This window comes from Curtobacterium sp. MCSS17_006, from assembly GCF_003234215.1.
GTDB classification, from domain to species: domain Bacteria; phylum Actinomycetota; class Actinomycetes; order Actinomycetales; family Microbacteriaceae; genus Curtobacterium; species Curtobacterium flaccumfaciens.
On the sequence record NZ_QKSO01000006.1, the window covers coordinates 47,864 to 73,648 of the forward strand.

The 25,785-nt window shown below is 71.8% G+C and carries 21 protein-coding genes; 8 read left to right on the top strand and 13 right to left on the bottom strand.

Annotated features, from left to right (window positions below; all coding sequences use genetic code 11):
- Positions 1 to 41 precede the first annotated feature (41 nt).
- A complete protein-coding gene (locus tag DEJ21_RS07505) occupies positions 42 to 5,612 on the top strand; it encodes a glutamate synthase-related protein (protein WP_111224199.1) in 5,571 nt (1,856 codons plus the stop codon).
- Positions 5,609 to 7,399 (top strand): sulfite reductase subunit alpha, encoded by a 1,791-nt coding sequence (locus DEJ21_RS07510; protein ID WP_111224200.1) that lies wholly within the window; start codon positions 5,609 to 5,611, stop codon positions 7,397 to 7,399. The genes DEJ21_RS07505 and DEJ21_RS07510 overlap by 4 nt, the downstream gene beginning before the upstream one ends.
- Before the next feature lie 425 nt (positions 7,400 to 7,824).
- Here DEJ21_RS07510 and DEJ21_RS07515 read toward each other — a convergent pair whose 3' ends face one another.
- From DEJ21_RS07515 to DEJ21_RS07530, 4 genes are read right to left on the bottom strand one after another with little or no spacing between them, the layout of a single operon-like run.
- Positions 7,825 to 8,232 (bottom strand): ATP-dependent DNA ligase, encoded by a 408-nt coding sequence (locus tag DEJ21_RS07515; protein ID WP_111224201.1) that lies wholly within the window; start codon positions 8,230 to 8,232, stop codon positions 7,825 to 7,827.
- An 8-nt stretch (positions 8,233 to 8,240) separates the two neighbouring features.
- On the bottom strand, positions 8,241 to 9,416 hold the full coding sequence (locus DEJ21_RS07520; RefSeq protein ID WP_111224202.1) for a S9 family peptidase: 1,176 nt from the start codon (positions 9,414 to 9,416) through the stop codon (positions 8,241 to 8,243).
- Between the two features lie 4 nt (positions 9,417 to 9,420).
- Complete coding sequence (locus tag DEJ21_RS07525) at positions 9,421 to 10,326, bottom strand: hypothetical protein (protein WP_111224203.1); 906 nt, start codon at positions 10,324 to 10,326, stop codon at positions 9,421 to 9,423.
- Entirely contained in the window at positions 10,326 to 10,793 is a 468-nt protein-coding gene (locus tag DEJ21_RS07530) for a hypothetical protein (RefSeq protein ID WP_071406096.1), read from the bottom strand. Before DEJ21_RS07530 ends, DEJ21_RS07525 begins: the two co-directional genes overlap by 1 nt.
- A 79-nt stretch (positions 10,794 to 10,872) precedes the next feature.
- Here DEJ21_RS07530 and DEJ21_RS07535 point away from each other — a divergent pair, with 79 nt between their 5' ends.
- On the top strand, positions 10,873 to 11,256 hold the full coding sequence (locus tag DEJ21_RS07535; protein ID WP_111224204.1) for a helix-turn-helix transcriptional regulator: 384 nt from the start codon (positions 10,873 to 10,875) through the stop codon (positions 11,254 to 11,256).
- Positions 11,256 to 12,239: an SRPBCC family protein gene (locus DEJ21_RS07540; RefSeq protein ID WP_111224205.1), complete on the top strand. Its 984-nt coding sequence runs from the start codon at positions 11,256 to 11,258 to the stop codon at positions 12,237 to 12,239. Before DEJ21_RS07535 ends, DEJ21_RS07540 begins: the two co-directional genes overlap by 1 nt.
- 65 nt (positions 12,240 to 12,304) lie before the next feature.
- On the opposite strand, the gene DEJ21_RS07545 is transcribed toward DEJ21_RS07540, so the two are convergent.
- Genes DEJ21_RS07545 through mvk form a run of 5 tightly spaced genes read right to left on the bottom strand, consistent with a single transcriptional unit; the run spans position 12,305 to position 17,579 of the window.
- Positions 12,305 to 13,456 carry a hydroxymethylglutaryl-CoA synthase gene (locus DEJ21_RS07545; RefSeq protein WP_111224206.1) on the bottom strand — a complete coding sequence of 384 codons (1,152 nt, stop codon included), beginning with the start codon at positions 13,454 to 13,456 and terminating at the stop codon, positions 12,305 to 12,307.
- Positions 13,453 to 14,517 carry a hydroxymethylglutaryl-CoA reductase gene (locus DEJ21_RS07550; RefSeq protein WP_071406099.1) on the bottom strand — a complete coding sequence of 355 codons (1,065 nt, stop codon included), beginning with the start codon at positions 14,515 to 14,517 and terminating at the stop codon, positions 13,453 to 13,455. Before DEJ21_RS07550 ends, DEJ21_RS07545 begins: the two co-directional genes overlap by 4 nt.
- A complete protein-coding gene (locus DEJ21_RS07555; RefSeq protein WP_071406100.1) occupies positions 14,510 to 15,592 on the bottom strand; it encodes a phosphomevalonate kinase in 1,083 nt (360 codons plus the stop codon). Before DEJ21_RS07555 ends, DEJ21_RS07550 begins: the two co-directional genes overlap by 8 nt.
- Complete coding sequence (gene mvaD / locus DEJ21_RS07560) at positions 15,589 to 16,602, bottom strand: diphosphomevalonate decarboxylase (RefSeq protein ID WP_111087895.1); 1,014 nt, start codon at positions 16,600 to 16,602, stop codon at positions 15,589 to 15,591. Before mvaD ends, DEJ21_RS07555 begins: the two co-directional genes overlap by 4 nt.
- Positions 16,596 to 17,579: a mevalonate kinase gene (gene mvk, locus DEJ21_RS07565; protein WP_111038336.1), complete on the bottom strand. Its 984-nt coding sequence runs from the start codon at positions 17,577 to 17,579 to the stop codon at positions 16,596 to 16,598. The genes mvaD and mvk overlap by 7 nt, the downstream gene beginning before the upstream one ends.
- Positions 17,580 to 17,683: 104 nt before the next feature.
- Here mvk and DEJ21_RS07570 point away from each other — a divergent pair, with 104 nt between their 5' ends.
- The 3 genes from DEJ21_RS07570 (at position 17,684) to DEJ21_RS07580 (ending at position 19,685) form a co-directional block, all read left to right on the top strand.
- Entirely contained in the window at positions 17,684 to 18,160 is a 477-nt protein-coding gene (locus DEJ21_RS07570) for a MarR family winged helix-turn-helix transcriptional regulator (protein ID WP_181242990.1), read from the top strand.
- A gap of 100 nt (positions 18,161 to 18,260) precedes the next feature.
- The gene (locus DEJ21_RS07575) at positions 18,261 to 18,683 is read left to right on the top strand and encodes an organic hydroperoxide resistance protein (protein ID WP_071406102.1); all 423 of its coding nucleotides are present in this window, start codon (positions 18,261 to 18,263) and stop codon (positions 18,681 to 18,683) included.
- Between the two features lie 27 nt (positions 18,684 to 18,710).
- Positions 18,711 to 19,685, top strand: a complete 975-nt coding sequence (locus DEJ21_RS07580; protein ID WP_110864227.1) for a zinc-binding dehydrogenase — start codon at positions 18,711 to 18,713, stop codon at positions 19,683 to 19,685.
- A 69-nt stretch (positions 19,686 to 19,754) separates the two neighbouring features.
- Here DEJ21_RS07580 and DEJ21_RS07585 read toward each other — a convergent pair whose 3' ends face one another.
- The 3 genes from DEJ21_RS07585 to DEJ21_RS07595 all read right to left on the bottom strand — a co-directional run bounded on the left by DEJ21_RS07585 (position 19,755) and on the right by DEJ21_RS07595 (position 22,718).
- Entirely contained in the window at positions 19,755 to 20,459 is a 705-nt protein-coding gene (locus DEJ21_RS07585) for a DUF4396 domain-containing protein (RefSeq protein ID WP_258374931.1), read from the bottom strand.
- Positions 20,460 to 20,568: 109 nt separating this feature from the next.
- Positions 20,569 to 22,026, bottom strand: coding sequence for a sugar porter family MFS transporter (locus DEJ21_RS07590; protein ID WP_111093113.1), 1,458 nt, complete (start codon positions 22,024 to 22,026; stop codon positions 20,569 to 20,571).
- Positions 22,027 to 22,181: 155 nt separating this feature from the next.
- Positions 22,182 to 22,718 carry a hypothetical protein gene (locus DEJ21_RS07595; RefSeq protein WP_071405966.1) on the bottom strand — a complete coding sequence of 179 codons (537 nt, stop codon included), beginning with the start codon at positions 22,716 to 22,718 and terminating at the stop codon, positions 22,182 to 22,184.
- 132 nt (positions 22,719 to 22,850) lie between these two features.
- Here DEJ21_RS07595 and DEJ21_RS07600 point away from each other — a divergent pair, with 132 nt between their 5' ends.
- Positions 22,851 to 23,756 carry a LysM domain-containing protein gene (locus tag DEJ21_RS07600; RefSeq protein ID WP_258374933.1) on the top strand — a complete coding sequence of 302 codons (906 nt, stop codon included), beginning with the start codon at positions 22,851 to 22,853 and terminating at the stop codon, positions 23,754 to 23,756.
- 234 nt (positions 23,757 to 23,990) lie between these two features.
- Here DEJ21_RS07600 and pgi read toward each other — a convergent pair whose 3' ends face one another.
- Positions 23,991 to 25,712: a glucose-6-phosphate isomerase gene (gene pgi / locus DEJ21_RS07605; RefSeq protein WP_110864230.1), complete on the bottom strand. Its 1,722-nt coding sequence runs from the start codon at positions 25,710 to 25,712 to the stop codon at positions 23,991 to 23,993.
- Between the last annotated feature and the right edge of the window lie 73 nt (positions 25,713 to 25,785).

The window sequence follows — 25,785 nt, forward strand, 5'->3', positions numbered from 1 at the left end:
CCGCGCCGTCCGCTGCCGGCAACGCCCCACTGGACCCGCACGTGAACCCCACCTCTTTCGGTCTCTACGACCCTGCCCGCGAATCGAGCGATTGCGGCGTCGGTTTCATCACCCGTCTCGACGGGATGCCGAGCCACGACGTCATCCGCAAGGGCGACGAAGCGCTGTGCTCCATCCCGCACCGCGGCGGCAAGTCCGCCGAGGGTGTCGGTGACGGCGCAGGCGTCAGCATCGACCTGTCGGTGGAGTTCTTCAGCGCCATCACCGGCGAGCAGCTGCGCGCCGGGCACTTCGGCGTCGCGAACTGCTTCGTGCCGAGCAGCGACGGAGCCGACGGCACCGACGAGCGCGCCCGCGCCGAGCAGACCGTCACGGACGCGATCACGGCCGAGGGCTTCGAGCTGCTGCTGGTCCGTGACGTCCCGGTGGACCACTCCGTCGCGCGCCCCGAGGCCGAGCAGTACCAGCTGCCGATCGTGCAGTGGGTCTTCCGTGCTCCGTCCGACTGGGACCGCACCGAGGTCGACGCCGCCGCGAACCGCGCCCTGCTCGCCGTCGAGGCGGTCTCCTACGCCCAGGCCGCCGCCGAGCGCGCCGAGCACGCCGCACTGTACCCGCTGTCGCTCAGCGCCCGGACCCAGATCCTGAAGGGCCGGCTGAACTCCGGCGAGGTGATCGGGTACTTCACCGACCTGCGCGACCCCCGGCACTCGGTGCGGACGCTGTACTTCCACACCCGGTTCTCGACGAACACCGAGCCGCACCCGACGATGGCGCAGCCGTTCCGCCTGATGGCGCACAACGGCGAGCTGAACACCGACCGCAAGAACCGGCTGTCGGACGAGGCGCTCGCGCGGGCCCGCACCCGGAGCATCGTGCGTCCGCCCGGGCAGTCGGACTCGAGCCGACTCGACCAGACCCTGCAGAGCCGCGTGTTCGACGACGGGCTCGAGATCGTCGAGGCCGTGGTCTCGCTCATGCCGCCGGCGTGGGAGAACGACCGCACCCTGACCCCGGACGTCCGGGACATGCTCGAGTACTTCTCGCTGTACGAGGAGAAGAACGACGGTCCCGCCGCCGTGATCTTCAGCGACGGCGACGTCGTCGGCGCCCGCCTGGACCGCCTGGGCCTGCGCCCGCTGCGCACCGTCGAGACGGCCGAGTACCTGATGGTGTCGTCCGAGGCCGGCCAGGTCGAGTTCGACGCCGACGAGGTCGTGCACCGCGGCCGCATCGAGGCCGGCGGCATGCTCGTCGTCGACCACCGCACCGGCACCCGCATGCGCACGGGCGAGGTGCTGCACATGCTCGCGGCCCGCCGTGACTACGGCACCCTGCTCGACGCCGCCCGCGTGAACCTGGACGACGTGCCCGCTCCGGACTACGAGCGCACGACGTCCACCCTGGGCTACGACGGCGACCTGTCGCTCGCGGGCCGGTACGTGGCGTACTCGCTGAACCAGGAGAGCTTCCGGTTCATGCTCGACCCGATGCTGCAGAACGGGTCGGAGCGCATCTCGGCGATGGGCTACGGCAACGCCATCAACGCCCTGAGCGACACCGAGGGCGGCATGGCGAAGTACTTCTCGCAGCGCTTCGCCCAGGTGACGAACCCGCCGCTCGACTCGATCCGCGAGGCCGACGGGATGTCGATGCGCGTGGCGCTCGGCGCGAAGCCGGACGGCACGGGCACCACGGGGCGTCAGCTGGTCGTGCAGTCGCCGATCCTGGGGCACCTCGACATGGTCCGGCTGCGCGAGCAGGACATCGTGCCGCTCGAGCGCTTCGACATGCTCTACGTGCCGGTGCCCGCCGACGAGCAGGCCAACGCCGACGCGATGCGCGGGGCGCTGGACGCCCTGTGCGACGCGATCGAGGCGTTCGCGGCGCGCGGTGGCGGGATCGCGGTCGTGACCGACCGCGAGGTGTCGTCGACCCATGCGCCCCTCCCCGTGATCCTGGCCGTTGCCGCCGTCAACCAGCGGCTCATCGAGACCGGTCTGCGCCTGCGGGTGTCCGTCGTCGCGGAGAGCGGTCAGCTGCCATCGTCACACCACGTCGCGACCGCGCTGGGCTTCGGTGCCGCCGCTGTGTACAGCTTGAGCGCTCGGCTGCGTGCGGAGGAGAAGTACCCCGCCGCACCCGCACCCGCCGGCGAGCTGACCGCGACCGACCTGGCACTCAAGCAGTTCCGCAAGGCCGCCGAGAAGGCCCTGGCGAAGACCATGGGCCGCGTCGGCCTGTGCACGGCCGAGAGCTACATCGGCGGCGAGTTCTTCGAGCCGAACTACCTCGACACCGGCGACGACGTGCTCGCGCGGATCTTCCCGCACATGCAGGCCCCGGTCGGCGGCGTCGGCTTCGCGCGCATCGCCCAGGCGGCGACGGACTGGCACGAGCGTGCCCGCTCGGTGGCGTCCGAGGGCCAGGTCCCGCTGCTCGGCCTGTTCAAGGAACGCTCCGACGGCGCCGGCCACTCGTTCGGCGTCGCGAGCGTCCGCGGGTTCGGCGGCATGACCGAGGAGCGCCCGGCCTTCGAACGCTCCGGCGACTCGGACGCGCTGCGCCTGCTCACGCTCGGCCAGCTCGACGACTCGTTCGGCATCACCGACGCCGCGTACCGGAACACCGGGTACGACCGGCTGAGCGACGCCGAGATCGACGCGCACCGCATCACGCCGGGCTACGTCACGTTCCTGCAGACGACCCACGACGAGCGGTCCCGCCGCCCCGCCGCGCTCCGCGACGTGCTCGCGCTGCCCGCGGACGTCACCGGCATCGACACCGCCGAGGACTTCGCGCGCGAGCTCGGCCGCTTCTCGACGAGCGGCAACGCCAGCGTCACCGTGCGCGGGCTCTCCGGCTCGCGTCCGTCGGACGACCAGGACCTGCCGGGAGGCACGGAGCGGTTCCGCCTGGAACTCACGTCGACGGGGACCACGGGTGCACTGCGCCACGCGGCCCTGGCAGACGGCCTCGCGCTGCTCCACCCGGGGCAGATCGACGTCGACGCCGTCGACGACAGCGGGGTGACGCTCCGCGCCACCGGTGCGGCCGTCGCGCTGCTCGCACTGCTGCAGAGCGCCCCGGCGAGCGTCGAGCTCGACGAGGTACAGCCGGCCCACGAGATCACCCGGACCCTGGCGTCCGGCGCGATGAGCCACGGCGCGCTCGTCGCCACCGCCCACGAGGCCGTCGCACACGGCACGAACATGGTCGGCGGCATGTCGAACAGCGGTGAGGGCGGCGAGCACCACTCCCGCTACGGCACCATCCGCGGCTCGCGCATCAAGCAGTTCGCCTCGGGCCGGTTCGGCATCTGGGCCGGGTACCTCGCCGACCCCATGCTCGAGGAGCTCGAGATCAAGATCGGCCAGGGCGCGAAGCCCGGCGAGGGTGGCCAGCTGCCCGCACCCAAGGTCACGGTGGACATCGCCGCGGCCCGCGGTGGCACGCCCGGCGTCGAGCTGATCTCGCCGCCGCCGCACCACGACACGTACTCGATCGAGGACCTCGCGCAGCTCATCCACGACTGCAAGGCCGCCCGCGTCCGGGTGATCGTGAAGCTCGTCTCGTCCGAGGGCATCGGCACCATCGCGGTCGGCGTCGCGAAGGCCGGCGCCGACGTGATCAACGTCGCGGGCAACACCGGCGGCACGGGCGCTGCGGCCGTCACCAGCCTGAAGTACGCGGGCCGCTCCGCGGAGATCGGCGTCGCCGAGGTGCACCAGGCCCTGGTCGCGAACGGCCTGCGCCAGAAGGTCACGCTCCGCTGCTCGGGTGCACACCAGACCGGCAGCGACGTCGTCACGAGCGCCCTGCTCGGCGGCGACAGCTTCGAGTTCGGCACGACCGCGCTCATGATGCTCGGCTGCGTGATGGCGAAGAACTGCAACGTGAAGTGCCCGGCGGGCCTGACCACGAACGCCGAGGCGTTCGAGGGCGACCCCCGCGCGCTCGCGCAGTACCTGCTCAACATCGCCCACGACGTGCGGCAGATCCTGGCCCGGCTTGGCCTGCGTTCCCTGCGCGAGGCCCGCGGCCGGACCGACCTGCTGCAGCTCCTGGACCACCCGGCGAGCGTGGGCCGGCTCGACGCCCGCGCCCTGCTCGCCCAGGTGCCCGAGAAGGTCGTCGCGGACCCGGAGTACCTGGAGAAGGACTTCCACACGGACGACGCCCTGCTCGAGCGCGTCCGTACCGCCCTCGTCGACCACGCGCAGGAGCACGTGCTCGTGCACGGCGTGCTGCTCGGCAACGCCGACAAGTCGGTCGGTGGCCAGCTCGGCATCGACCTCGAGCGCCTGCTCAACCACGAGCTCCGCGCCGAGGACGTGCAGGGGCTGCCCGCCGTGACGACGGACGACCGCGGACGCCGTCGGCTGGTGGACGGCGCGGTCACGATCCGCACGCAGGGCTCGGCCGGGCAGTCCTACGGCGTCTTCAACAACGACGGCGTCGTGCTCGAGCACACCGGCACCGCGAACGACGGCGTCGGCAAGAGCCAGAGCGGCGGACGGATCATCGTCCGCGCCCCCGGCGGCGGCAGCGCCGCACAGGGCGGCAACGTGCTGGTCGGCAACTTCGCGCTGTTCGGGGCCACCGGTGGGCGCACCTTCGTCGAGGGCGAGGCCGGCGACCGGTTCGCCGTCCGCAACTCCGGCGCGACCGCCGTCGTCGAGGGCGTGGGCGACTTCGGCTGCGAGTACATGACCGGCGGCGCCGTGTTCAACCTCGGCGCGTTCGGCAAGGGCCTCGGCAACGGCATGTCCGGCGGGTTCCTGTACCAGTACGACCCCTCCGGCCAGGTCGCCGAGCGTGCCAGCACGGACTCGCTCCTGGTGTTCCCGGTCACCGACACCGAGCGCGGTGCGTTCCACGAGGCCGCCGCCCGCCTGCTGCTCGAGTGGCACCTCGAGGCGACGGGTTCGGCCCTGGCCGAGCGGCTGCTCGCCGAGTGGGACACCGCCCGCGCGCACGTGTTCGTCGGCATGCCCCGTGCCCTGCTGCTCACGCAGGACGCCGGCGAGATCCTCGCGGCGGCGACCCGGCCCGAGCTCCTCGACGAGCTCGCGACCTCGATCGCCACCGACAAGCTCCGCGCGTTCAAGCTCGACTACCGCGACCAGCGCACGGTGCTCGACGGCCGTGCCCCGGCGCTCGGCGACCAGGGCGAGGACATGTTCTCGCTGCTGTCGTCGTACACGGTGCTCGGGGTCGCCCAGGACGTCGCCCTCGAGCGCGTCCCGGGTGCGCTCGGCAGCGCCGACCCGCGGGTCGCCGAGGCCGTCAAGAACCTCGTGCTCACCGAGGACTTCTCCGTCAAGCAGCGCGTCGTGAAGTACCTGCGCGGCACGCTCGACCGGTTCGCCGACGACCAGCTCGCCACGCTCATCGCGATCAAGCGGCTCGACGACTACAAGCGCGCGCTCACGCAGCGGAACAACCGCAGCATGGACGCGCCGGGCACCACGGGGTGGATCATGCACCAGAACGCCAAGAACGACGGCCGCGTCCGCGAGGCCCGCTTCGACGAGCTGCTCGCCACCGCGGCGCTCGAGGACATCGCCCGCCGTGCACCGCAGGCGCCGACCGAGGCGGTGACCGCGTGAGCCTGCTCCCCCCGACCGGGTCGCTGATCCCCGTCGACGCACCGTTCTCGGCCGCCCAGGAGTCCTGGCTCGCCGGGTTCATCGCGGGCATCGCCGCCGCCGGCAAGAAGGTCGCAGCCAGCGCGCCCACGACGACGATCGACGTGCTCTTCGGCACCCAGACCGGCAACGCCGAGTTCCTGGCCGACGAGCTCGTCGCCGGCGCGAAGGCCCGCGGACTCGGCGGTCGTGCGAGTGCGCTCGACGCCGTCACCCCCGAGCAGCTCGCCGAGATGTCGCACGTGCTCGTCGTCACCTCGACCTACGGCGAGGGCGAGATGCCCGACAACGCCGGGCTGTTCTGGGACGCGATCCAGGCGAGCACCGTGCCACGGCTCGAGGGGCTGCAGTACGCCGTCCTGGGCCTCGGCGACACGAGCTACGACGAGTTCTGCCAGGCCGGCAAGCTCCTCGACACCCGGTTCGAGCAGCTCGGCGCGACCCGGATCCACGACCGCGTCGACTGCGACGTCGACTTCGAGGACCCGGCCGCACTGTGGACCGCGGCGGTCCTCGACCGCCTCGCCGCCGAGGCCGGCGCGACGGCCGCACCCGGCGCGACCACGGGCGGTGGTGCCGGCGACGGTGCTGCCGCGACCAGCGGGGCGGGCACGACCCGTGCCTCCCGGCCGGGGTCGCAGTGGAACAAGCGCAACCCGTACCCGTCGCGCCTGGTCGAGAACCGGCTGCTCTCCTCGCCGCGCAGCGCGAAGGAGATCCGGCACTACGAGTTCGACCTCGGTGACTCGGGCATCGAGTACGCGGCCGGCGACGCCCTGGCGGTCGTGCCGGTCAACGACGAGGTCTTCGTGGCGGACCTGCTCGAGCAGGTCGGCGCGAACGGCGGCGAGGCGTTCGACGGCCGGCCGATCACCGAGGTCCTGCGGACCGACCGTGAGATCCGGACTCCCTCGAAGGACCTGATTGCCGACCTGGTGCAGCGCGCGCCGTCGAGCGAACTCGCGGCCGTCGTGGCGCACGGCGACAAGCACGAGCTGGACCGCTGGCTCTGGGGACGCGACGTCCTCGACCTGCTCCGCGACGCCGGACCGGCCGCCCCGGGACTCGACGAGCTGCTGCCGAACCTGCGGCCGCTGCAGGCGCGGCAGTACTCGATCTCGTCGAGCCCGCTGGCGCACCCGGACCGCATCCACCTGACCATCGCGTCGGTGCGCTACGGCGACCCGCACCGGATGTACGCGGGAGTCGCGTCGACGTTCCTGGCCGACCGGGTCGACCCGGACGGCACCGTCGACGTCTACCTGCAGCCGAACGCGTCGTTCGGGGTACCGGCGGACGAGTCGGCCCCGATGATCATGATCGGACCGGGCACCGGAGTCGCGCCGTTCCGCGGGTTCCTGCACGAGCGCGCGGTGTCCGGGGCGACGGGGCGCAACTGGCTGTTCTTCGGTGACCAGCACCGGGACACCGACTTCGTGTACCAGGACGAGCTCACCGAGCTGCAGGAACAGGGCGTGCTCGACCGCCTCGACCTGGCGTTCTCGCGCGACCAGGCCGAGAAGGTCTACGTGCAGACGCGGATGCTCGAGCGGTCGGCGGAGCTGTTCGCCTGGCTCGAGAACGGCGGCCACGTGTACGTCTGCGGCGACGCCTCACGCATGGCGAAGGACGTCGAGGCCGCGCTGCTCCAGGTCATCCGGACCGGACGCGGGCGCGGCGAGGACGACGCGCAGGCGTACCTGGCCGACATGCGCCGCGCGAAGCGGTACGTGCGCGACGTCTACTGAGCCGCACACGTCGTGCCGCCGGCGTGACGGCGGAGCCGCTCGCAGACCTGATGAGTCCGCCCCGGCCACGGAACCCGAATCCGATGGCCGGGGCGGTCCCGGAGGAGCGCCGGTCGATGGGGGCGGACCGGCGGGCCCTGCAGTGTGACGCACGCGTCGTCGACGCACAGCGTCGGTTCTGCGTGCAGCGAGTCCCCTGATCCGGGACTCGCGTCCCTCGCGATTCTCGGCGACCGGTGGTTGGTCGGCACCGGACTCGCTGTGCGTCACGAGCTGTTCGGGTTCCCCTCCTGCCGCGGACACTGCCAGCACCGGCTGCCCTAGCAGGCCGGTACGGGGGGACGACAGTGAGCCGCGGTACGCAAACGGTACGACGGTGGACAGTCTGAACGAAACCCGTTGACCGGGATCAGCGCGCTGTGCTACTACCCCCGGGATGAGCGCACGGTGCTCCCGCTCGGTGTCCCCGAGGCGTCGTCCGCGTCGCCGGGCGCGACCGCCCGCGACCACGCGGAGTCGGCCGCCGTGCTGGTGTCAGCCGGCTCCGGCGTCAGCACGAGCCCCGACCCCGAGGTGGCCGAGGCGTAGAGGTCCTCGAGCCAGCTGCGGTTGATCGACGGCACCCGGCTGCCGGTGAACTTGAAGTGCAGGCTCACGTTGGGGTGCAGCCAGATCGTGCTGCGACCGTTGCCGTGGACGACGTCGTCCTTCCACGAGAACGCGAAGCGGTGGTCACGCCGGAGCATGTTGACGATGACGATCTGCAGGTGCGTGAGCGCGCGGTCGTCGATCCGCAGGTCGAGCGGTCGGCCGTCGTAGATGAGCTGCCCCATGGCTCCTTCTACTCCTGCACTCCGGTGTGCGCGAGGCCGGACGCCCAGTTCGTGATGGTGCGGTCGAACCAGACCGCGTCGACGTTGCGCTCCCAGGCGTGCTCGGCCGGCTCGCTGACCGCCAGTGTCACCGTGCCGGGGTGGGCATCAGCGAACTCCTGACTGGCCGAGAACGGCACCGTGGTGTCGCCGGTGGAGTGGATGAGCAGGGTCGGTGGCAGCGGCCGGGGTGCGCGCAACCAGGACAGCGCGCGCACGTCGACCGGCGACCGCAGCCCCACCGTCCGGCAGAGGACCGGGGTGGCCATCGCCCCGAGGGCAGCACGCACCACGAAACCCGGCAGTCCCGCGCGGCGGGCCTGGGACCGGACGGCGACGGCCCAGTCCAGTGCCGGGGCGACGAGCACGATCCCGGCCAGGCGGTCGCGGTGCGCCGAGCGGGCGAGCAGCTCGTGCGTGATCGTCGCGCCCATCGACCACCCCACGATGACGAGCCGTTCGGCGCCGTTCGCGACGGCGTGGTCGAGGGCCACTTCGACGTCCGCCCACTCGCGGGCGCCGAGGTGCGAGGCCCGGCCCTCCCACGGTGCCTCGCCGTCGCCGCGGAACGACGGGACGATCGAGGTCCAGCCGAGTTCAAGCGCCGCGGGGACGGTCCGGAGCGCGGTGACCCGGGTCGTCCGGATCCCGTGGACGTGGACAGCCCAGGTGCGGGCGGCCACGGGGTCGGGGCGCCCAGCGCCGCCGGGCCCCGGCCGCACCACCCACGCGGGCGCCGGCCCCACCGGCGTCGGCAGCAACACCTCGGACCAGTCGACCTCCATCGCCGCCGGGTCCGGGTGCACGTGCCCGCTCCACCGCACCCGCGACGACACGGCGCCGGTCGTCCGCACCACGGCCCGGCGCACGAACCCGGCGGCTTCGTCGACCTCGAGCACCGGCCCGACGGTGGTGTGCCCCGGGCCGTCGTGCCACAGCCCGTACTCCCCCGGCCGCACGGTGTCGTCGGTGATCGGCAGCCGGACGGAGTCCGCGTCGGACTCGAGCACGGGCGTCCACCGGTCGCCACCGGGCAGCACGATCCTGCCGACGACCTTCCGCAGGACGACCAGGACGACCAGCCCGATCAGACCCACCGCCGCCAGCACCACGAGCGCTCCGAGCACCCACCACACGATCGTCACGCCGTCATCCTCCGAGGCTCCGGGTCAGGGTCCGTTCGGCCGACCGCACCTGCGCGAGTTCGGCGTCGTCGAGGGTCCGGCCCTGCACCTCGGCGTCGCGGATCGCGATCACCAGGTCGTAGGTCCGGGCCTGCGGGTCCCCCGGCCGCTCGACCGCCCGCACGGCGTGCCGACGGGCGATGCGGCGCAGGTGCCGGTGGTGCCCGCGGTGTCGCAGGTCACGGCCCCACCGCCGGAACGTCAGCGAGGCCATCGCCACGACGATGAGCACGATGCCGAGGTAGAACGGCGGGTCGAAGGCCAGGCGCAGGCCGTCCCGCACCCCGGCCGGGAAGAGTCCGAAGTGGTCGGCGGTGAGCGAGGCGACCTCGTCGACGCTCGCCACGACGACCAGGGCGAGCCCGACGCGGAACACCACGAGCGCCACCGGGTTCTGCAGCACGCCACGGCGCAGGGTCGTCGCGGCGATCAGTCCCACGCCCACCATGTAGACCGTTCCGTAGAGCCACATCGGGGTCTGCTCGATCTCGCGCACGATGAAGTGGAAGTCGGTCCCGCCGCGCTCCTCGACCAGCAGGAACGGCACCGTGAACGCCACGACCACGACCAGCAGCGCCACCGGCCTGGCGAGCACCGGGCGCTCCGGCAGGTCGTCGGTGCTCGCGCGCAGCATCAGCCAGAACGCGACGGTCGCGCAGACGTTCTGCACCAGGTTGATGAGGTTCGAACCGCCCAGGGCACCGTCGAGCACCGGCTGCGGCACGACGCTGCCGAGGGTCAGGAGCCCCAGCGCCCCGACGCCGGTGGCGCCCCAGGCCGCCCGACCACGGGGGTTCCGCAGCACGTACGGCGTGCGGGCGAGGAAGATCAGCGCCGCGAACCAGAAGGCCGCGGCGTGCAGGACGGCCATCAGCCGTAGGCCCGCTCGTCCGCGCCCGTGGCCCCGGCGAGCAGGACGGTCGCGAGTTCGTAAGCGAACCGTTCGGCGAAGTGCTCGTCGTCGTCGGAGATGCTCACGAGCCCGGAGTCGGCGTCGAGCGCGCGACGGCAGACGTGGCCCCCGGCGGCGAACTCGGCGACGGACGACGCGGTCGGTGTGCCGACGTCGCCGTGCACCAGGTGCCCGAGCTCGTGCAGCACGCAGTGCATGCGGTAGAGCGGCGGTGCGTCGGCCGGCACGAGCACCAGGTTCTCGTGCTCGAACTGCGACACGAGCGCGGTGAGCGGACCCCAGCTCGGCCCGTCGACGTCGACGACGCGCGTGGGCTTGCCGACCATCCGACCGACGCCGGTCACCACGTCGGACAGCTGCGGCGCACGGGGCAGGGTGGCGACGAGGGCACGGACGGCACCGGACGCACCCAGCTGCTCCGCCATCGCCCCTCCGATCTCCGCGGCAAGACTACCGGCAGGTCCCCCTTGTGGACGAGACCAGCCGGACGTAACCTACAACCAAATGGTTGTACGAACCGAACTGTCCGACGCCGAGGTCGACCGGGTGTTCCACGCACTGGCCGACGCGACCCGTCGTGACATCGTCCGGCGAACGCTCGTCGGGTCGTCGTCCGTGAGCGAGCTCGCGGACGCCTACTCGATGTCGTTCGCCGCCGTCCAGAAGCACGTCGCCGTCCTCGAAGGAGCCGGACTCGTGAGCAAGGAGGCCCGCGGCCGCACCCGCATCGTGCGCGCCGAGCCGGAGCAGCTCGACCGGGTCCGTGCCCTCCTCGACGCCTACGGCCGCCTCTGGCACAGCCGGATGGACCGCCTCGGCGACGTGCTCGACGGCGACGCGTCCGGAGACCCAGCACCAGACGACACCCGACGACACCAGGAGCGATGATGCCCACCACGTCCGTCCACACCGATCCCGACACCCTCTCGATGACCCTCGTCGCCGAGTTCCCCGTCCCCGTCGAACGCCTCTGGGCCGCCTTCGCCGACCCACGCCAGCTCGAGCGGTTCTGGGGACCGCCCGGGTTCCCCGCGACCTTCACGACGTTCGACCTGCGCCCCGGCGGCCGTGCCGACTACCGGATGACGTCCCCGCAGGGCGAGCGGTTCCACGCCGTCTGGCAGGTCACCGAGGTCGACGAGCCCCGTCGCATCGTCTTCCGCGACCTGTTCACCGACCCGGAGGGCACGGTCGACGAGTCGCTCCCCACCAGCGAGACCGTGCTGTCGTTCGGGCCGGCGGACGACGGCTCGCGGGTCACCGTGGTGTCCTCGTTCGCCTCGACCGCCGACCTCGACGCGATGCTCCAGATGGGCATGCTCGAGGGCTACCAGCAGGCGTTCGGCCAGCTCGACCGGGTGCTCGCCGACCTGCGCGAGTGGGCCCTCGGTGCGGGCACCGAGACCGAGGTCCTCGACGACACCCACGTCCGGATCACCCGGGCGTTCGCGGCGCCGCGGCACCTGCTCTGGCGCGCGCACACCGAGCCCGACCTGGTGCGCCGGTGGCTGCTCGGCCCCGACGGCTGGGAGATGACGGTGTACGAGAACGACCTGACCCCGGGCGGCGCGTTCCGGCAGGCCTGGGCGCCGATGGGTGACACCGAGGGCGAACCCTTCGGGTTCGAGGGCGAGAACCTCGTCGTCGAACCCGAACGCCGGATGGTGTCGACCGAGCGCATGACCGGGGCGCCCTTCCCGCCGAACACGAACGACCTGCAGTTCGACGAGGCCGACGGCGTCACGCTCATGACGCTGCTCGTCACATACCCGGACCGGGAACAGCGGGACATGATCCTCGCGACCGGCATGACGGAGGGCATGGAAGCCAGCTACCAGCGGCTGGAGCGCGAGGTCCTGTCCGCAGCGTGACCGGCAGACGGACGGGAGGCCCGTGGCGGCGCCGCCACGGGCCTCCCGTCCGTCCGGTGTCCGGTCTAGGACGCTTCGTAGTACCGCGCGCCGCCGCGCACGCCCGCGAAGCGGAACGGCGCGGTCGTGACGCGCGGACGCTCGACGTCCTCGCTGGTGGCGGCACCCGCTGCGTGCAGCGCGCGGTACGCGTCGACCGTCAGCGGGACCCGTGCCTCGAGCAGCGACCGCACACGACCCGCACGACGGTGCTCGCGGTAGTCGGCCCGGACGACGCCGGTGATGAGTTCGCCGACGCTGCCGGAGCCGTAGCTGAACAGGCCGAGTCGCTCCCCCGCCAGGTCGTCGTCCAGGTCGAGCAGCGCTGCGAGCCCGATCCAGAGCGACGCCGTGTAGGTGTTGCCGGTCTGCCGGTTGTAGGTGAACCCGATCGCCAGGTCGGCCTCGTCGAAGGGTGCGCCGACGTGCTGCGTGAGCTTGCGGTGCGCCTTGATCGCCATCTTGGTGAAGGGCTGGTGGTGCACGAACCGGGCGATGTCGTCGTACGCCGGGCCGCCCTGTTCCGCCAGGTCGTCCCAGGCACCGACGAAGGCGTTGACGTACGCGCTCACCGAGAGCCGACCGTCGACCAGTGCGGTGGAGCGGTCGTTCGGGCGCCAGAAGTCGTCGACGTCCGCCGTGTAGACGCCCGCCGCTGGCTCGATCTCGATCAGGTCGGGGTCGGCGGACACCAGGATCGCGGCGGCACCGGCACCCTGCGTCGGCTCGGCAGGGGTGTCGACGTCGTACCGGGCGACGTCGGCGGCGATGACGAGCACCCGCTCGTGCGGGGCGCGCGCGACGATGCCGAGTGCGAGCTGCACCGCGGCCATCCCGCCGTAGCAGGCCTGCTTCAGCTCGACCACGCGGACGGCCTTCGGCAGCCCGAGCAGGCCGTGCACGTACACGCCGGCGGCCTTCGACTGGTCGACGCCGGACTCGGTGGCGAACAGCACCGTGCGGATGCCCTCGACGCCGTGCCGGTCGATGAGCTCCTTCGCCGCGGCGGCGCCCATCGTGACGATGTCCTCGTCGGGCGCTGGCACGCTGAAGGCGTCCTGCCCGATGCCGACGTGGTACTTCGCCGGGTCGACGCCGAGCCGCTCGGCCAGGTCGTCGAGCTCGAGCACGTGGTGCCCGGTCGCGATCGCGATGTCGTGGATGCCGACGCCGGTCATGCGGCACCCCCTGCGGGCTTCGTGCCACGGCGTTCCATGGCGACGTGGGCGGCCATCAGCTCGCCCGGGTTGGTCTGTGCGGCGAGGAGCGAGAGCTCCCCGCACAGCACGGTCGCGGCGCACAGGGCGGCGAGGCGGCGGGCGTTCCCGCCCGGCTCGCGGTCCTCGCGGCAGCCGAGGCGCACCAGGGCGTCCTCGACGACGGGCAGGTCCCCGCCCTTGCCGTTGCCGACCGTGCCGACGATCAGGTGCGGCAGCGAGGTCGCGAAGTACAGGTCGCCGTCGCGGTCCTCGGCGCTCGTGATGCCCTGCGAACCCTCGACGATGTTGGCGGCGTCCTGCCCGGTGGCCAGGTAGAAGCCGAGCAGCATGTTCGCGTAGTGCGCGTTCGCCGAGCGGATGGCCCCGGCGATCGTCGACCCGATCAGGTTCTTCGCGATGTTCAGCTCGACGATGCGCGCGGTGCTCGACCGCAGGCGCTTCTCGACGACCTCGCCCGGGATCACGATCTCGGCGATGGTGTTGCGGCCGCGGCCACGGATGCCGTTCACCGCGGTGGCCTTCTTGTCGGTGCAGAAGTTGCCCGACACCGAGACGTACCGCAGGCCCGGCTGCCAGTCCAGGATCGCCGGCAGCAGCTTGTCCGCCGCCTGCGTGACCATGTTGTGGCCGGAGGCGTCCCCGGTGGTGAACGCGAAGCGCAGGAACAGCAGGTCCCCGACGATCTCCGGGTGCACCTCGATGAGCTTGGCGAACCGGCTCTGTCCGGACACGATCGCGGCGAGCTCGTCCTGGCGCGCGAGGATCTGGCCCGCGGCCACGTGTGCTGCGGCGGCGCTGTCGGCGCGGACCACGACGGAGCGGGTCATGCGCTCGTCGACGACGGTCGCGACGATGCCGTCCTCGACCATCCGCGAGATGCGGGCGCCACGGCCGACGGACGGCCAGAGCGGCGACTCGTAGGTGGCGAGGGGGACCTCGTGCTCCCCCTGCACGGCGTTGCCGCTGACGCGGATCGGGCCGACCCACTTGGTGGGGATCGGTGTGAGCAGGTCACTCATCGAGGGCTCCTTCTGGTGCTCGCACCGCGACGCTGAGGTGTCTGATGTCGTGCGCCTCCCAGGCGCGGTGGATGCCGGCGGGGTCGGTGTCCGCCGGGACGAGCGCGATGCCGCAGTCGCCGCCGCCGGCACCGGACGGCTTCGCCGCCCCGCCCGCCGCCTCGACGACGTCGCACAGGGTCGCGAGACGCTCGGTCTCGATCTTCGACCCGACCGAGTCGCCGAGACGCTGCAGCAGCCCACGGGCGCGTCTGAGGGCACCGAGCGTGCGCTCGGCGTCGCCGGTCTGGAGGCCCGTGGTCAGGTCGTCGACGGCGCTGCGGCTCTCGTCGAGGAACGCCTGGTACCCGCCGTTGCGGTGCCGACGCACCACGTCGACGAGCTTCGTGGTGGACGCGGGCGAGCCGGTCCAGCCGACGAGCAGCTGCAGGTTCTCGGGAGCGGGCAGCCGCTGGACGTCGAAGCCGTCCCAGGCGTCGGCGTCCGTCAGGATCGCGGACACGGCGTGGTCGCCGAGCATCGCGGCGAGGCGCTCGCGGTCGGGGGCGCTGTAGCGCAGCCAGCCGCCGAACGTGCTCGCGGCGAGGTCGCCACCGGAGGCCCGGGGGTTCACCCGGATGGTGGCGAGCAGCGCGACCTGGAAGCGCTGGCGCTGCGTCAGGCCGATGCCGTAGAAGCGGTCGAGGGCACCGACGGTGGCGACGGTGACCGCAGCCGAGGACCCGAGTCCGAACTTCCGGCCGCTGGCGTCGTCGAGCTGGCTCTCGATGCGCAGGTCGTGGAACCGCGGGGCGATGCCGTGCTCGGCGCGGAGCTTCTCGACCAGGTCGATCGTGGCCATCACGTAGTCGTACGGGTGGTGCTCACGGTCGAGCGCCAGGCCGTCCTCGGCACGGGTCCACGTGAGCGGCAGGTGTCCGTACTCCTCGGAGTGCACGCTGCCCGCGCCGTGGCCCTCACGCACCTTCGCCGTGATGGCACGGTCGAGGGCGATCAGGACGGACGGCTGGCCCGGCTCGACGACGGCGTACTCGCCGGCGACGAACAACTTGCCGTGTGCACGGAACTCGATCACTGCGCGGACTCCTTCTGGTCGGGATTGCTCCCGGTCTCTTCGGAGCGGAGCACCCGCGCGGCAGGTCCGGTGCCGGACTCGATGACGTCCCCCAGCGACGCGAGCGCCCCGGCGACGGCCGCCCGGTCCTGCGGCTTCGTGAGCACGACGACGTTCGGGCCCGCGTCGGCCGTGGCGTAGGCCTCGGTGCCGCCGGCACGCAGCTCGGCGACGGCGTCGAACACGGCGACGCTGCGGGCGTTGAGGTAGCGGATCGGCGGGAACGCGCCCTCGATCGTCGCGTGCATCCGGAGCGCGTTGCTCTCGGTGATCTCGCCGATGCGGGTGAAGTCGCCGGCCGCGCAGGCCGTGAGCATGTCGCCGACGGTCTCGGTCGTCGAGGTCACCCAGGCCGGGTAGAAGGGCGACGTCGCGATGGTGCGGCGCATGGCCTCGCGCGACCCGATCGGCTTCGGGCCGGCGTCGATCGTGACCACGACCATCGCCATCGGCGGGGCGGGGATCGGCTCGGCGAAGGAGCCCTGGTCGTCGCCGGCGTGCCAGACGGCGACACCGCCGGGGATCGAGCGCGTGGCCGAGCCGGAACCGCGACGGGCCAGACGGGACAGGTCGCGCGGCGACAGGTCGAGGCCGTAGGCCGCGGCGGCGGCGGTCGCCAGGGCGGCGAAACCGGACGCGCTCGAGGCCAGCCCGGCACCGGTCGGGACGGTGTTCTCGGACACCACCGACGCCCGCTCGGACGACCCCGCGAGCTCGCGCACCAGGTCGAGGAACTGCTGCACGCGCACCAGCGCACCGTCGTCGACGACGTGACCGTTCAGCGTGAACGCGTCACGCGCCTCCCGGCCGTCACCCGACCCGCCGTCCACCGTGACGGTGGTCGTCGTCGGGAACACGTCGAGCCCCATCGAGACGCTGCCCGTGGCGGGCAGCGCGAGCTGCGCGTCCGCCTTCCCCCAGTACTTGACGAGGGCGATGTTGGGGTGCGCGACGGCGGTGGCTGTCAGCAAGCGCGGGCTCCGATCGTGGTGGTCCAGGTGGCTGCGGCCCCTGCGCCGCGGAGTGCGGCCGCGATGCGGTCCGCGTGGTCGTCGTCCGCGGCGAGCGCGAGGACGCACCCGCCCCGCCCGCCGCCGGTGAGCTTCGCGCCGAGGGCGTCCGCAGCACGTGCGGCGTCGACGAGCCGGTCCAGGTCGTCACTCGACACGTCGAGTGTGCTGAGCAGGTCGTGCGCGGCGTCCATGGTGGCACCCAGAGCCTGGGCATCGCCGTCCTCGAGTGTCCCCCGTGCCCGCCGGGCGAGCGCACCGATCCGGTCGATCACGGCGCCGACACCGACCGGGTCCTGGTCGTGGCGGGCGCGGACGGCCGAGACGGCCTCGCGGGTGTGCCCGGGGACGCCGGTGTCCGCGACGACGAAGGTGAACCGGGCGCCGAGCGTGACGGGTTCGATGTGCCCGCCCTCGAACCAGACCGGCGCGGACGCGACGACGCCCCGGGCGTCGAGGCCGGACGGTCGGCCGTGGGCGACGCGTTCGCACTCCTGGATGAGCTCGTGGTGGGTCTCGACGTCGAGGGTCTCGCCCAGGGCGTCGGCGACGGCCGCGGTCACTGCGGCGGCGACCGCGGCGCTCGAGCCCATGCCGCGGGCGGTCGGGACCTCGCTGTCGACCCGGACGTGGAAGTGGCGGTCGGTGACCCCGAAGTGGCGCAGGGTCGCGGTGACGGCGGTGACGGTCGGCATCACGGCCGCGGGTGCGAGGTCGAGGGGGCCGGTGTGCACGGTCGACTGCAGGCTGTGACCGGGCTGCTCGGCGTCGGCGGCGACCGGGGTGACCGTTGCCACGACCCGTGCGTCGAGCACCGGCAGGACGAGAGCGGGTGCGCCGTAGACCACGGCGTGCTCACCGATCAGGATCGTCTTGCCGTGGGACGACGCCGATCCGTTGCCGGGGGTCGTGGTGGTGTCGAGGTCGCTGCTGCTCATCTTGGGTCACGTCAGCCTAACCGTCCGGGTCGTCGGCGTGTTCGTCAGCTGGGCATCCGCTGCATCGAGTTGTGCACAACTTGGTTGCGTGACAGTGTGGACGCATGCCCGTGACCGACGAGATGGTGTGCTTCTCCCTCTACGCGGCGTCCCGCGCCACCACGCAGGCGTACCGCACGATGCTCGAACCCTGGGGTCTGACGTACCCGCAGTACCTGGTGCTCGTGACCCTGTGGGTCGAGGGCGACCAGACCGTCTCGAGCCTCGGGGAACACCTGCAGCTCGACTCCGGCACCCTCTCGCCACTGCTCCGCCGCATGGAGCAGAGCGACCTGGTCCGCCGCGAGCGCCGCAGCACCGACGAGCGCGTCGTCACGGTGACCGTCGGTGACCGAGGCCGCGAACTGCGGTCCGAGCTGAGCGGCATCCCCGCGCGCATCGCCGCCGGGATGGGCCTGGCCGACGAACGTGCCGCCGCCGAGCTCATCGCGACGCTGCACCGGCTGACCGAGACGATGCACGCGGCGGCCGACCCCGAGCACGACGCCGCGGGCGCTGACGCCGGCGCCGTTTCGCGCTGAGCGACACCGCACGGCCACGTGTGCCCGTGAACTGTCGCTGAGCGCGAGAGCACGCCGCACACCCCCGACTTCACGATCCGCCCCACAAGGAAGGAACCCCATGGAAACCCTCTACACCGCCGAGGCCCTGGCCACCGGCGAAGGCCGCAACGGCCACGTCGCCACGAGCGACGGCACGGTCGAGTTCGACCTCGCCATCCCGAAGGAGATGGGTGGCTCCGGCAACGGCGCCAACCCCGAGCAGCTCTTCGCCGCCGGTTACGCCGCCTGCTTCCACTCCGCACTGCAGGGCGTCGCCCGCAGCCAGAAGGTGAAGATCACCGACTCGTCCGTCGGCGGTCGCGTGTCGATCGGCCCGAACGGCAACGGTGGCTACCAGCTCGCCGTCATGCTCGAGGTCGTCATCCCCGGCCTGGAGCACGACCAGGCCCAGGCCCTCGCCGACGCGGCCCACCAGGTCTGCCCGTACTCGAACGCGACCCGCGGCAACATCGACGTCACCATCGTCGTCTCGGAGGACTGACCCATGAGCACCACCACCCCCACCACCATGCGCGCCGTCGTCCACGAGACGTTCGCCGAGCCCGCCGACGTCCTCGAGGTGCAGGAGCGCCCCGTCCCGACGCCCGGCGCCGGCGAGGTCCTCGTCCGCACGGTCCTCTCCCCCATCCACAACCACGACCTGTGGACCGTCCGCGGCACCTACGGCTTCAAGCCGGAGCTCCCCGCCGCCTCGGGCACCGAGGCACTCGGTGTCGTCGAGGCCCTCGGCGAGGGCGTCACGAACCTGCAGGTCGGCCAGCGCGTCGCCGGCGGTGCCTTCGGCGTCTGGGCCGAGTACTACACCGCCAGCGCCGCCGGGCTCGTCCCGGTGCCGGACGCGATGACCGACGAGGCCGCCGCCCAGCTCGTCTCGATGCCGTTCAGCGCCATCAGCCTGCTGCACTCGCTCGACCTGCACGAGGGCGACTGGATCATCCAGAACGCCGCCAACGGTGCGGTCGGACGCATGGTCGCCCAGCTCGGCGCCGCCCGTGGCATCAACGTGATCGGACTCGTCCGTCGCGCCGCCGGTGTCGACGAGCTCCGCGAGCAGGGCATCGAGCGCATCGTCGCCACCGACGCCGACGACTGGCAGGACCAGGTCGCCGCGATCACCGGTGGTGCCCCGATCATCGCGGGCGTCGAGTCGGTCGGTGGCAAGGCCGCCGGCGACATCGCGTCCGTGCTGGGCGAGAACGCCACCCTCGTCGTCTTCGGCGCGATGGCGTCGCCGACGCTCGAGATCCCGTCGGGCAAGGTCATCTTCGGCCAGCTCACCGTGAAGGGCTTCTGGGGCTCCGTCGTCAGCAAGACGATGCCGGCCGAGACGAAGGGACAGCTCTTCGGTGAGCTCATCACCCGCGTGCTCGACGGCTCGCTGACGCTCCCCGTCGCCGAGACCTTCGCCTTCGAGCAGGTCCGCGACGCCGTGCGCGCCAGCGACACCGCCGGTCGCGTCGGCAAGGTGCTCCTGCGCCCGTAGCGCGACCACAGAACGGACGGGAGGCCCGGTGCCAGCTGGCACCGGGCCTCCCGTCCGTCCGCTGGTCCGTCACATGGCCTCCTTGATGCCCCGACGCACCAGCCACACGTTCACGGGGTAGGAGCAGACGAAGCCGGCCACCATCGCCAGCTGCATCGCCACCCAGAACTCCGGCGAGAAGACGCTCGCGCGCCCGCCGACGAGTGCCGGGAACACGACCAGCTGCCACACCGCCATCAGGCCGTACATGCCCACCTGCCACGCGATGATCGACAGCGTGTCGGCCTTGAGCGCGGCGACGAGCCCCGCCCGGACGCCGAGGCCCCGCATCGGCGCGATGGCGAAGTACTGGAACGCGATGCCGAGCACGAACGCGATGACGAAGTCGACGATCCACCCGGCGACCATCCGGTCCTGGTAGAGCGTTCCCAGTCCGACGGCCACCCCGAGCGCCGGGAACGCCGCGAGCCCGAACTCGCCGATCAGGTCGCCGAGGGCGCAGCCGGCCCCGCAGTGGCTCGTGTCGATCGCAGTGCCCGCCCACCGTCCGTGGCCGGGCGCCGAGGCCCGCCCACGACGCAGGTAGAAGACGAGCCACACGACGCTGCCGAACAGCATCGTGAGCGGCCACACGAACGCCATGACGCGCATGTGCGGCGGCCGACGCACCACGTCGACCGCCACGAACACGGCACAGCCCACGGCGACCACGAGCAGCGCCGAGCACACCACGTTCAGGGCGACCGGGAAGTCCTGCAGCACCAGTTCCGTCACGCCTCCATGCAACCAACCGGGCGGCGACCGTGGATCCAGTGAGCAGAAGACGTCGGGTGCCCTGAGGCGACCCGACGTCTTCTGGGCACTCGGTGCGGTGTGGTGCGGACTAGCGGCGCGACGCCTTCACGGGGACGGTGAAGATGTTGCCGGTGGTGACGCCCTCCTCGACCTCTTCGAGGGTGCGACCGCGGCTCTCCGGCACGAACTTCCAGATGAAGAGCAGTGCCAGCAGCCCGACGACCCCGAAGCCGAAGAACGTCCCGGTGATGCCGGTCGCGGCGACGATCGTCGGGAAGTACAGCCCGAGGAACGCGTTCGCGATCCAGAGGCAGAAGACCGAGATGCCCATGCCGAGCGCACGGATCTGCGTCGGGAAGATCTCGGACAGCACGACCCACACGGCGATGTTGAGGAAGGTCTGCATCGAGCCGACGAACGCGACGACCAGGAACAGGATGACCCACGGCCGGGCCGGGTTGCCCTCGGGCAGCGCCACGGACGCGATGCCGATGAGGAAGTGGCAGATCGTCGTCAGCGTGAACCCGAGGATCAGCGTCGTGCGGCGGTTGATCTTCTCCATGTTGTACAGCGCGATGACGCCACCGACGACGGCGATCACGCCGGGGGCGATGTTCGCGATGAGGGCGGCTGACGCCTGGAACCCGGACTCGATGAGCACGGTCTGGCCGTAGTACATGATCGAGTTGATGCCGGTGAGCTGCTGCGCGACGCCGAGCCCGGCACCGATGAGCACGATGCGGATGAGCCACTTGTTCCCGCGCAGCGTGTGCCAGCCACTGACGCGCTCGACCTTCGCTTCGAGGTCGTTGCTCCGCTTGATGTCGTCGAGCTCGGCGCGGGCCCGATCGGTGGTCCGGACCTGCTCGAGGACCGAGAGCGCCTCGTCGTAGCGGTCCTTCGACGCGAGCCAGCGCGGCGACTCCGGCACCCGGAGCATGCCGACGAACAGCGCGATCGCGGGGAGCGCGCAGACGGCCAGCATGACGCGCCACACGCCGTTGCCCTCACCCCAGATGTTGCCGATGAAGGCGTTGACCACGAACGCGGCGAGCTGACCGATCACGATCATGAGCTCGTTGCGGCCGGACAGCGACCCGCGGATCTCGTACGGTGCGAGTTCGGCGAGGAACACCGGCACCACCGTGGACGCACCACCCACCGCGAGGCCGAGGAGCACACGACCGACGACGATGACCTCGAACGTCGGCGCGAACACGCAGATCAGCGTGCCGACGAAGAACGTCACGGCGAGCAGGATGATGGTCTTGCGACGACCCCAGCCGTCGGCGATGCGGCCGCCGAGCATGGCGCCGATCGCGGCACCGAACAGCAGCGAGCTGGTGACCACACCCTCGGTGAAGTTCGTGAGGCCGAGCTCGGCCTTCATCGGGTTCAGGGCGCCGTTGATGACACCGGTGTCGTACCCGAAGAGCAGCCCGCCGAACGTGGCGACGAGGGCCAGCACGCCGAGACGTCGGCGGTGCGGCCCGGTCCCCAACGGGGGCAGAGCGACAGTCGGGGCTGTCGGTTTGATGTCGACCATTCGGTGACTCCTTCGTCGGTGATCGCGCGTCAGTGCGTGGACCGATCGTAACCCGAATCCATGTCCTGTCAATTGGACATTCTGTCGTCAGGTCGTTTGGATCGGTCCACAGAACGCCTGATGAGGACGGGAGCGGTCCAATCTGCGGATAAGGCTCAGCGCTCGTCGTCGACGGGTCCGTCGCCCAGGACGTCCCCCAACGAGGCCATGTCGGCGCCGTGGTCGGTGTAGCGGCGCACGGTCCGTCGGGCGGCGGCGCTCGCGGCGCCGGACAGGGCGGGGTTGCGTCGAGCGGCGTCGGCGACGCGTCCGGCGTGGCCCGCGGTGGAGAGCAGCACGTTCGCGAGCGCGCGGGCGTCGCCGCGCTCGGGGACCCCGGTCACGGTCCAGGCCGTGCGGACCTGGGCGTCGGGGGTGACGCCGCGACGGGTGCCCATCCGGTGCCAGTCCGACAGCACGCCCTCGGTGCGCGAGGCCGCGCGGTCCGCCTCACCCGCGCGTCGGCGCGCGGCGTCGCGTGCGTCGGACTCGGTGTCCGAGCCCTCGACGGTGTCGTACCGGTCGGTGAGCCCGTCGGCCCGGCGTCGGACGCTGTCGGCCCGTTCACGCGCTGCGACGTCGTCACCGCCGGCCGCTGCGATGCGGGCGGCGTGCGCGGCGGCAGCCGCGGCGAGGATCTCCGAACGCTCCATGCCCTCGACCGTAGCCGCTCCGACCGACACCACCTCGCGCCCCCGGCGACTGGACTGCGTCCCGGGACACAGTCCGCCGGCGACGACGACCGTGTGTTCGCCATCGCGTTACCCTCGAGCTGAGGGGGCATCATGAAACGGACCGGTGGGATCGCCATCGTGCTGGCGGCCGGCGTGGTGCTGTCCGGCTGCTCGCTGCTGCGGGGACCGGACGGTGCCCTGCCCGCTCCCGCTTCCCCACCCGCGTCGAGCCCGACCGCGAGCGAGACCCCGAGCGCGACCCCGGACGGTGAGTCGGATTCGGACCTGATCGAGGCTTCGGCGAACCCGCGCACACCGACCCCGGTGCCGACGGAGGCCGCCGCACCCGCGCCGACGCTGACACCGATCCCCGCCGGGACCGTCCTGGCCCAGGGGGACGTGGCCTCACCGAAGGGCAGCGTGCACTTCCACTTCCGGGTGGTCGCGGACGGCGACGACACGTTCACCGCGCAGTACTCCGGGATCACCTCGACGCTGCCGGTGCCGATCGGCGTCGCGTTGTTCGACCTGCCCCGCGCGGTGGGCGACGGGCTGACCTACCCCGGTGTCGGTGACCGGACCCTCGGCGGCCCGACCAGCACGGCGGCCGCGGTCGACGTCCCGTTGGACGGATCCGGGGTCGACCCGTCACACCTCGGCACCCTCGTGACCTACTCCGCCGCGGCGCCCGGGCAGGACGTCCCCGTCGAGATCTCCGCCGGCAAGGTCCTCGCGGTGTCCACCGTGCGGTGGTCCGTCCCCGCGCGGCAGACGAACGTGCACCCGAAGGACGCCGGAAGCCGGACGAACGCGACCGGCACCGTCACCGCCACCACGGCCGCCGGCGCGCCGAGGTCCTACCGGGTCGCACCCGACGACCTGATCGGGGACGTCGCCGCGCGGTTCGGCATCACCGTCCGCGACCTGGTCTGGCTCAACGAGGGCGTCCAGGTGTTCGGCGAGGACCAGCACCTGTACGAGGGCACGTCCCTCAACCTCGACCCGCTCGCCCGCTGAGCGGGCGGTCCGGCGGTCCGGCAGTCCGGCGCGGGACGGTGCCCGGCTGCCTCGCAGCGGGCCCTCTGCGAAAGCGACACTTCTCCGCGGAAGGTCGGCGCACATCTGTCGCTTTCGCAGGCCTGACGGCGGCCCGTCGGGCGCAACTGTCGCTTTGGCAGTGCCCGGCACGACGGACGGGAGGCCCGTGGCGGATCCGCCACGGGCCTCCCGTCCGTCAAGTGGGGACGTGCGTTACTTCCGCAGCTCCAGGTACTTCGCGATGAGCGCCTTGGTCGACGGGTCCTGCGCGTCGAGCGCGGCCTGGTCGCCCTCGACGGCCGGCGTGACCTGCAGCGCCAGCTGCTTGCCGAGCTCCACACCCCACTGGTCGAACGAGTCGATGCCCCAGATCGTGCCCTCGGTGAACACGATGTGCTCGTACAGGGCGATGAGCTGGCCGAGGACGCTCGGGGTGAGCTCCGGCGCGATGATCGACGTGGTCGGCTTGTTGCCGGGGAACGTGCGCGCCGCGACGATGCCCTCGTCCGTGGTGCCCTCGGCGCGGACCTCGTCGGCGCTCTTGCCGAACGCGAGCGCCTTGGTCTGCGCGAAGAAGTTCGCCAGGAACAACGTGTGCACGTCGGTGCCGGGCGCGACGCCCTTGCCGTCGCCGGTCTCGTCCTTGAGCGGACGGGCCGGGTTGGCGACCGTGATGAAGTCGGCCGGGATGAGGCGGGTGCCCTGGTGGATGAGCTGGTAGAACGCGTGCTGGCCGTTCGTGCCGGGCTCACCCCAGAAGACCTCGCCGGTCTCGGTGGTGACGGGCGAGCCGTCCCAGCGGACGCGCTTGCCGTTCGACTCCATCGTGAGCTGCTGCAGGTACGCGGCGAAGCGGTGCAGGTACTGCGTGTACGGCAGGACCGCGTGGCTCTGCGCACCGAGGAAGTTCGTGTACCAGACGTTGAGCAGGCCCATCAGGACGGGGACGTTCTGCTCGAGCGGCGTGGTGCGGACGTGCTCGTCGATGGCGTGGAAGCCGGCGAGGAACTGCTCCCAGTTCTCCTTGCCGATCGCGATGACGACGCTCGTGCCGATGGCCGAGTCGACCGAGTAGCGGCCGCCCACCCAGTCCCAGAAGCCGAAGGCGTTCTCGGGGTCGATGCCGAAGGCCTCGACCTTGTCGAGCGCGGTGGAGACGGCGACGAAGTGCTTGGCGACGGCGTTCTTCTTCTCGTCGTCGGCGGCGTCGGTCAGGCCGAGCTTCTCCCACAGCCACTGGCGGGCGAGGCGCGCGTTCGTCAGGGTCTCGAGCGTGCCGAAGGTCTTCGACGCGACGATGAAGAGCGTGGTCTCGGGGTCCAGGTCCGCGGTCTTCTCGTAGATGTCCGCCGGGTCGATGTTCGACACGAAGCGGGCCTCGAGGCCGGGCTGGACGGAGGGCTTGAGTGCCTCGTAGACCATGACGGGGCCGAGATCGGAGCCACCGATGCCGATGTTGACGACGGTCTCGATGCGCTTGCCGGTGACACCGGTCCAGGCGCCGCTGCGGACCTGCTCGGCGAAGCCGTAGACCTTGTCGAGCGTGGCGTGCACGTCGGCGTCGACGTCCTGGCCGTCGACCGTCAGGGGTGCCGCCGGCACGAGGCCCTCGGTCGCCTTCGGGCGGCGGAGCGCGGTGTGCAGCACGGCGCGGTCCTCGGTGACGTTGATGTGCTCACCGGCGAGCATCGCCTGGAAGCGTTCGGCGACGCCGGTGTCCTTCGCGACCTGCAGCAGCGCGGCGAGGATCTCGTCCGTCACCAGGCCCTTGGACAGGTCGACGGTCAGGTCGGCCGCCTGGAAGGTGTACTGCTCGGCACGACCGGGGTCGCTGTCGAACCACCCTCGCAGGTCCGGGGTGAAGCCGGCAGCGATGCTGTCGAGCTTCTTCCAGCCTTCGGTCGATGTGGGGTCGACGGGAGCGGATTCGGTCACTTCGGTCCTCCTGGGGATCACGTTCAAGACGTACAGCCCGCGGGTCACGCAGCGCTGCGTCGCGGACCGTCTT

What these genes read in the sequence shown, in the direction of transcription:
- DEJ21_RS07535 (WP_111224204.1), top strand. Translation starts at nt 10,873, where the DNA reads ATGGTTGTACGAACCGAACTGTCCGACGCCGAGGTCGACCGGGTGTTC.
- DEJ21_RS07525 (WP_111224203.1), bottom strand. Translation starts at nt 10,326, where the DNA reads ATGGCCGTCCTGCACGCCGCGGCCTTCTGGTTCGCGGCGCTGATCTTC.
- DEJ21_RS07540 (WP_111224205.1), top strand. Translation starts at nt 11,256, where the DNA reads ATGCCCACCACGTCCGTCCACACCGATCCCGACACCCTCTCGATGACC.
- DEJ21_RS07575 (WP_071406102.1), top strand. Translation starts at nt 18,261, where the DNA reads ATGGAAACCCTCTACACCGCCGAGGCCCTGGCCACCGGCGAAGGCCGC.
- DEJ21_RS07590 (WP_111093113.1), bottom strand. Translation starts at nt 22,026, where the DNA reads ATGGTCGACATCAAACCGACAGCCCCGACTGTCGCTCTGCCCCCGTTG.
- DEJ21_RS07600 (WP_258374933.1), top strand. Translation starts at nt 22,851, where the DNA reads ATGAAACGGACCGGTGGGATCGCCATCGTGCTGGCGGCCGGCGTGGTG.
- DEJ21_RS07530 (WP_071406096.1), bottom strand. Translation starts at nt 10,793, where the DNA reads ATGGCGGAGCAGCTGGGTGCGTCCGGTGCCGTCCGTGCCCTCGTCGCC.
- DEJ21_RS07595 (WP_071405966.1), bottom strand. Translation starts at nt 22,718, where the DNA reads ATGGAGCGTTCGGAGATCCTCGCCGCGGCTGCCGCCGCGCACGCCGCC.
- DEJ21_RS07580 (WP_110864227.1), top strand. Translation starts at nt 18,711, where the DNA reads ATGCGCGCCGTCGTCCACGAGACGTTCGCCGAGCCCGCCGACGTCCTC.
- mvk (WP_111038336.1), bottom strand. Translation starts at nt 17,579, where the DNA reads ATGAGCAGCAGCGACCTCGACACCACCACGACCCCCGGCAACGGATCG.
- DEJ21_RS07550 (WP_071406099.1), bottom strand. Translation starts at nt 14,517, where the DNA reads ATGAGTGACCTGCTCACACCGATCCCCACCAAGTGGGTCGGCCCGATC.
- DEJ21_RS07515 (WP_111224201.1), bottom strand. Translation starts at nt 8,232, where the DNA reads ATGGGGCAGCTCATCTACGACGGCCGACCGCTCGACCTGCGGATCGAC.
- DEJ21_RS07570 (WP_181242990.1), top strand. Translation starts at nt 17,684, where the DNA reads ATGCCCGTGACCGACGAGATGGTGTGCTTCTCCCTCTACGCGGCGTCC.
- DEJ21_RS07545 (WP_111224206.1), bottom strand. Translation starts at nt 13,456, where the DNA reads ATGACCGGCGTCGGCATCCACGACATCGCGATCGCGACCGGGCACCAC.